Below are 7,104 nucleotides of genomic sequence, written 5' to 3'. Positions count from 1 at the left end.
TTTTGGTCTGCGCGGCGGCGTACCCCTTCGTGACGGCGGTGTTCCTGGGCGGGCTTCTCTCGCCGGAACTCCCGTCCGGCCTCATGGTGGCGGGGAGCCTCGCGAGCTCGACCCTTCTCGTCCTCGCCGTCTTCACCGTGATGCGCGAGGGCGTCATCTTCATCGCGGTTCTGGCCGGGCGCTCGGGTGTGAAGCTCCACAAGGCCGTGCAGCAGGACCGCCGAAGCGTCCTCGCCTTGGGGGCCGCCTCGGTCGGGGTCGCCGCCTTCGGCGTCTGGCAGGGCGTGAAGGTCCCGGACGTGGTCCGGCGTGATCTCCCCGTGCCGAATCTGCCGCCGGAACTGGAGGGCTTCACCTTCGTGCACCTCTCCGACGTGCACTGCTCGTCGCTGCTCTCGCGCACGCACATGGAGGCGCTCGTCGAACGCGTCAACGCGCTTTCCCCCGAACTCATCCTGATCACCGGCGACATCGCCGACGGCACCGTCAAGGCGCGTCTTGAGGACGCGGCGCCGCTCGCGGACCTGCGGGCGAGGCTCGGGGTCTTCGGCTGCGACGGCAACCACGAACACTATCTCGACTACGACCGCTGGGTCGAACACTACGCCGCGCTCGGGATCCGGATGCTCAGAAACGACCACGTCGTGCTGGAGCCGCGCCAAGGCGTACGCTTCGCGTTGGGCGGCGTCTGCGACCCGTACGCTGCGCGCTTCGGGCGCGAGGCCCCCGACGCCGACCGCACGTTTGCGGGCGCCCCCGAAGGGCTCTTCCGCATCCTGATGGCGCATCAGCCGAAGCGCTTCCCCGAGTACCGGCAGGAGACGGCGTTTGATCTACAGCTCTCCGGGCACACGCACGGCGGGCAGGTGATCGGCATGCAGAAGGCCGTCGAAATCATGAACGGGATGTTCGTGAAGGGGCTCTATGCGCTCCCCGACGGGACGCGGATGTACGTGCACCCGGGGTCGGGACTTTGGAACGGATTCGTGCTCCGGCTCGGCGTCCCCGCCGAGATCGCGGTGCACCGGCTCGTGCGGGCGGCCTGAAGGGCCGCGCCCCGAGCTCACGCAGAACATACGGATGACGGAAGAACATGACTCAAAAGACTCTGACGATTCTCGGCGCCACCGGCAGCATCGGGCGCTCGGCGCTCGAGGTCGTGCGCATGCACGCGGACGATTGGCGCGTGGGGACGCTGGCCGGGGGCTCGCGCGTCGCGCCCCTCGTTGAAGCGGCCCTGGAAACGAACCCCGACCGCGTCGTGATCGCGGATGAAGGGAAGTATCAGGAACTGCGCCGTCAGCTGGACGCCGTGGGCTTGGGCCACGTCGAGGCGGCGGCCGGCGCCGATGCCGTGGCGGACGCCGCCGCGGAAGAAGCGGACGCGGTTCTTCAGTCGATCGTGGGCGCGGCGGGGGTGGAGCCCACCTTCCGCGCGGTGGAGGCGGGGAGGAGGCTCCTTCTCGCCAACAAGGAGAGCGTCGTCTGCGGCGGGGGCCTTCTCATGGGGCGCGCCCGGGCGACGGGCGCCCTCATCCTCCCGGTCGACAGCGAACACAACGCGCTCTTTCAGTGCCTCGCGGGCGCGGATGAGGCGCAGAAGGCGAAGGCTCGGCTCATCCTCACCGCGTCGGGCGGACCCTTCCGGGGGCGCAAAGATCTCACCGGCATCACGCCCGAAGAAGCCGTCCGACACCCCAACTGGTCGATGGGGAGGAAGATCAGCGTCGACAGCGCGACCCTGATGAACAAGGGTCTCGAAGTGATCGAAGCCTCCTGGCTCTTCGGCTTTCCCGGCGACCGGATCGACGTCGTCGTGCACCCCGAATCGATCGTGCACTCGATGGTGGAGTTTGCGGACGGGTGCGTCCTCGCGCAGATGGGCACCCCCTCGATGAAGAACCCGATCGCGTACGCGATGGCCTGGCCCGAGCGGATCGAGGCCGGGGTCGAAAGGCTCAACCTCGCCAAAATCGGGCGCCTCACCTTCGAAGCACCCGACACCGAGACGTTCCCGCTCCTGAAGCTTGCCTACGAGGCGTTGGCGGGCGAAGGCGGCGAGACGATCGTCTTGAACGCCGCTAACGAAATCGCGGTCGAGGCGTTCCTCGCGAAGAGAATCGCCTTCACGACCATCTTCAGCACCGTCGCGGGGGCGTTGGAATCGATCCCGGCGCCGAAACCTGCGTCCGTCGACGACATCCTCGCCTTGGACCGTGAGGTCCGCCGGCGCGTGCGCGCCGCGCTCGGCATGAAGGAGGGCGCCTGATGACCGGAGTCTGGATCGCGATCGGCTTTCTCGTCACCATCGCGGTCGTCGTGGCCGTGCACGAGGGCGGGCATTTCGGCGCCGCGCGCATGCTCGGGATCGCCGTCGACCGCTTCTCGATCGGGATCGGCCCGGTCGTCTGGAGCCGCACGAGAAACGGGATCGAGTACGTCTTGTCGGCGCTCCCGATCGGCGGGTACGTCCGCTTCATCGAGGATTCGCCGGAATTGTCGGACGATGTCCGCAGGACCCTCATCAAGAACGCCCCCATTTGGAAGCGCGCCGTCGTGATCGCGGCGGGCCCGGCGATGAACTTCATCCTCGCCGTCGTGCTCTTCGCCGGGGTCGGCGTCTCGGGCGTGCGGGACATCGTCCCCTACGTCGCGCCCGCGCCGGGCTCGATGGCGGAAGCCGTCGGCATCCGCCCGAACGACCTGATCGTGTCGGTGAACGGCGAGAAGGTGGACGGGATCTCGGAACTGAACGCCGAGCTGATGGGGCTGATCGGTGAGCCCTCGGTCTCGCTCGGGTTGATCCGCGACGGCCGCCCCGACGAGCGCACGATCGACCTCTCGAAGATCTCGTTCGAGGACATGGCCGAAAACCAGGGGCTCGTGCTCCCGTTGGTCGGCATCCAGCTTTCGGGCCGCGGCGTGCAGATCGCCGAACCCGTGGCGGGCGGCCCGGCCGCGTCCGCGGGGCTTCTCCCCGGGGACTTCATCACGAGGATCGACGGGCTTCCCGTCACCTTCTCGGAGACGCTCCGCTTGATCCGCGAGAGCGGCGGCCGCGCGATGACGTTCGAATTCGAGCGCGCCGTGATGACGGACGGGCAGAAGGAACTGGTCGCGATGACGGCGACCGTGCGCCCTGAGCGGAACGACGAAGGCAACTGGGTGATCCGCACGACGCTGCGGCCCACGATCGAATTCACGACGGTGAGGCTCGGCCCCGTCGAAGCCGTGAGGCACGGCTGGGAGCGCGTGGCGCTCTTGACGCGCCTTCAGTGGAACGCCGTCTCCGGGATGGCCCAGGGGAAGGTGAGTACGGAGAACCTCTCCGGCCCCGTCGGGATCGGCACGATGGCGGGGAACGCGGCGCAGGCCGGTCTCACGCCCATGCTCGAATTCATCGCGCTCATCTCGGTCGCGATCGGCTTCATGAACCTGATTCCGGTACCCGCCTTGGACGGCGGCCAGCTCGTGATGCTCGTCGTGGAGTTCGTCCGCGGAAAGCCCCTCTCGGAAGCCTTCCAGATGCGGCTGACGCAGCTGGGGTTCGTCCTTCTGATGTTCCTCGCGGTCTACGTGACCGTGAACGACATCGGGAGGTTGTGAGCGAAGGAGGGCGGACGGCTCTGATCAGCCCCGTTGACGGATTCCGCCGCTTCCTGCGCCGCGTGAGAGGTTTCCACCATTACGCCCGCGCGGGAAGCGTTTCCGTAACCCGATAGGCCCGCCGTTGCGCCCCTTTTGACACCGGATTTTGGTAACCTTACAGAAATTTTTTGCCCGCCCCGTGCGCGCTTCTCCCCGAAAAGCGGCCCGCGGGGCTCCGGCCCGACCATCGAAAAGAGAGATCGTTTTGTCGATGCCCACCGTTTCCAAATTGGCTGCCACCCTTCTCGGCGCCCTGGCGTTTGCTCAGGGTGCGGCGGCTTTCACGATTTCCGACATCCGCGTTGAAGGCATTTCGCGTACCGAGCCCGGTACGGTCTTCTCGCACCTGCCCTTCCGTGCGGGCGACGAATACACCGCGGAAAAAGGCACCCGTGCGATTCACGCCCTCTACGCGTCTGGTCTCTTCCGCGACGTGATGTTGACGCAGGACGGCGACGTTCTCGTCGTGCACATCGTGGAACGCCCCGCGGTGGCGACGATCGAAACGAGCGGCATCAAGGCGTTCGACAAGGACGCGGTGGAAAAGAGCCTGCGCGACGTCGGCATGGCCGAAGGCCGCATCTTCGACCAGGCGGTCTTGGAGCGCGCCGACCAGGAACTGCGCCGTCAGTACTTGGCCCGCGGCTACTACGGCGTCTCGGTGAAGACGACGGTGACGCCGCTGGAGCGCAACCGCGTGCGCATCACGATCAGCGTCGACGAAGGGCGCGCCAGCTCGATCTCCGCGATCCGCTTCGTCGGGAACAAAACGTTCGACAACGACGAGCTCGCCGACCTGATGCAGCTGGGCGTTCCCAACTGGTTCAGCTGGTACACGAAGCGCGACCTCTACTCGCGTGAAAAGCTCGCGGCCGACCTGGAGAGCATCCGCTCCTTCTACATGAACCAGGGCTACCTCGACTTCAAGATCGACTCGGTCCAGGTTTCGATCGCCCCCAATAAGAGCGACGTCTACGTGACGATCAACATGACCGAGGGCGAGAAGTACACGGTGAACGACGTGCGCCTCACCGGCGACCTTCTGGGGCTCGACAGCGAACTCCAGGCTTTGATCACGCTCGAAAAGGGCGAGATGTACAACGCCGAAAAGGTGAAGAACGTCTCCTCGGCCATCACGGACAAGCTCGCCACCTTGGGCTACGCCTTCGCGACCGCGAACGCCTCCCCGATCTCGGACGCCCAGGGCCGCACGGTCGACATCGTCTACACGGTCGACCCGGGCCGCCGCGCGTACGTGCGCCGCGTCAACATCACCGGCAACAACCGCACCCGCGACGAAGTGATCCGCCGCGAAGTCCGCCAGTACGAAGCCGCCTGGTTCAACAGCGACCTCGTGAAGCTCTCGCGCGACCGCATCGACCGCTTGGGCTACTTCGAGTCCGTGACCGCGGAACCGAAGCCCGTGCCGGGCACGCGCGACCAGGTCGACCTCGAAGTGAACGTCAAGGAACGTCCGACCGGCTCGATCTCCTTGGGCGCCGGCTACTCCACGTCTGAGGGCATCATCCTCTCGGCCGGCTTCGCGCAGAACAACGTCTTCGGGACCGGGAACTCGGTCTCGGTCGACGTCAACACGTCGAAGTCGCAGCGCACGATCGCGCTCTCGGTCGTGCAGCCCTACATCACGCCTGAAGGGATCTCGCGCTCGTGGGACGTCTACGACCGCAGCGTCGACCTCAAAGAACTCGAAGTGGCGGACGTGAAGTACGACACCCGCGGCTTCGGCGTGAGCTGGGGCATCCCCTTCACGGAACTCGACCGCGTGTTCCTGGGCGGGCGCTTCGAAATGACGGACGTGAAGTCGAACGCCAATTCGCCCTGGCGCTACCAGAACTACGAAGACAAGTACGGCGACAACCCGATGACCGTGGCGCTCACGCTCGGTTGGTCGCGAGACAGCCGCGACAACTCGCTCGCGCCGACGCGCGGCGTCTACCAGCGCCTGAACGGTGAGTTCGCGCTCCCGGGCTTCGACATCCAGTACTACAAGGCGACGTACCAGTACCAGCAGTACATCCCGTTGTCTCGTACCTGGACGCTCGCCTTCAACGGCGAAGTGGGTTGGGGCGACGTCTACGGCAAGACCGACGAATTCCCGTTCTTCAAGAACTTCTACGCGGGCGGCATCGGCTCGGTGCGCGGCTACAACTCCGGCTCGCTCGGTCCGAAGGAATACGACCACGACCCGTACGACGGCGACTCGGACAACCTGGGCGGCGACCGCATGCTCACGGGCTCCATCGAAATCCTCGCGCCGCTCCCGGGCGGCGACCGTACGCTGCGCGTCTTCGGCTTCCTCGACGCCGGCTACGTCTGGGGTTACGAAGGCGTGGGCGTGTGCCAGTACCGCCGCCAGAGCATGAGCCTCTCTGATCTGCGCTACTCGACCGGTATCGGCGTGGCGTGGATCTCGCCCCTGGGCCCGTTGAAGTTCTCGATCGCGGCGCCCTTGAACGACAAGGACGGCGACGACATCCAGCGCTTCCAGTTCCAGATCGGTACGGGCTTCTAATCCAACCCAAAGGAAAGGGACCGACCGGACCCGCACGAAAGACGCACCGACCCTCACGAAGGGCAACGGTGCGTTTTTCTTTGAAGGAAGTCCTGCCGACGGGGCCTCGGGAGGCCTCCCCGGTTGGAGCGCGATCCCCGCGGCCGCTACAATGCGCACCATATCCGGAGGATTTTCAAGGATCCTCTTCAACCATCATCGGGAAAAGGGAAGAACCATGGTCATGCGCACAACCCTTGGGGCGACCGCCGCCGCGCTCGCGCTTTCGTTCGCGGTGGGCGGCAGTGCCTTCGCCGCGCCCGCCCAGCCTGCGGCGCAGCCCGCGGCCGCCGCAACGTCCTCGCTCAAAATCGGCGTCGTCAACATGGAGCGCATCCTGCGCGACGCGAAGCTGGCGCAGCAGGCGAGCGACCGTTTGAACGCCGAAGGGCAGCGCCGTCAGGAAGAAATCGACGCGCTCACGCGCCGCTTCAAGCAGCGGCTCGAACGCTTCGAGAAGGACGCGCCCACCATGGATGAGACGACCCGCGTGGCGGAACGCCGCTCCTTGGCTGAAATGGAGCGCGACGTGAGCCGCCGCAGCCGCGAAGCCCGCGACGAATTCAACCAGCGCAGGAACGAAGAGGTGATGCTCCTTCAGGGCCGCGCCGCGCGCATCGTGCAGGACATCGCGAAGAACGAGAAGTTCGACCTCGTTCTCTACGAATTCTTCTACGCGAGCGACAAGGTGGACCTCACCGCCCGCGTGATCGAAGAGCTCGACCGCGACATCGCCCCCGCCCCGAAGAAGTAACCCAGGAAACCAGCACACATCATGAAGCCGATCGCGCCCATCACGCTTTCCGAACTCATCTCCCGCGTCGACGCCCTCTCGCGCTCGCGCCTCGACATGAAGACCGGCGGTGCCGCCGCCGACCCGACGG

At 66.2% G+C, this 7,104-nt stretch carries 5 protein-coding genes; all 5 read left to right on the top strand.

The genetic code is table 11. The annotated features are described in order from the left end of the window. On the top strand, window positions 1-1,046 hold a 1,046-nt coding region (locus HMPREF9440_RS09255), incomplete at its 5' end, for a metallophosphoesterase (RefSeq protein ID WP_245523606.1). 47 nt (window positions 1,047-1,093) lie between these two features. Next, window positions 1,094-2,269 carry a 1-deoxy-D-xylulose-5-phosphate reductoisomerase gene (dxr, locus tag HMPREF9440_RS09250; protein WP_008543584.1) on the top strand — a complete coding sequence of 392 codons (1,176 nt, stop codon included), beginning with the start codon at window positions 1,094-1,096 and terminating at the stop codon, window positions 2,267-2,269. Then, the gene (gene rseP, locus HMPREF9440_RS09245; protein ID WP_008543583.1) at window positions 2,269-3,606 is read left to right on the top strand and encodes an RIP metalloprotease RseP; all 1,338 of its coding nucleotides are present in this window, start codon (window positions 2,269-2,271) and stop codon (window positions 3,604-3,606) included. The genes dxr and rseP overlap by 1 nt, the downstream gene beginning before the upstream one ends. Before the next feature lie 253 nt (window positions 3,607-3,859). Next, window positions 3,860-6,181 carry an outer membrane protein assembly factor BamA gene (bamA, locus tag HMPREF9440_RS09240; protein ID WP_008543581.1) on the top strand — a complete coding sequence of 774 codons (2,322 nt, stop codon included), beginning with the start codon at window positions 3,860-3,862 and terminating at the stop codon, window positions 6,179-6,181. Window positions 6,182-6,404: 223 nt separating this feature from the next. Next, window positions 6,405-6,974, top strand: a complete 570-nt coding sequence (locus HMPREF9440_RS09235) for an OmpH/Skp family outer membrane protein (protein WP_148516612.1) — start codon at window positions 6,405-6,407, stop codon at window positions 6,972-6,974. Window positions 6,975-7,104 lie beyond the last annotated feature (130 nt).

This window comes from Sutterella parvirubra YIT 11816 (assembly GCF_000250875.1).
Classification (GTDB): Bacteria; Pseudomonadota; Gammaproteobacteria; order Burkholderiales; family Burkholderiaceae_F; genus Sutterella; species Sutterella parvirubra.
Note: the sequence above shows the minus strand (reverse complement) of the source record. Positions and strands in the feature narration are given on the sequence as shown.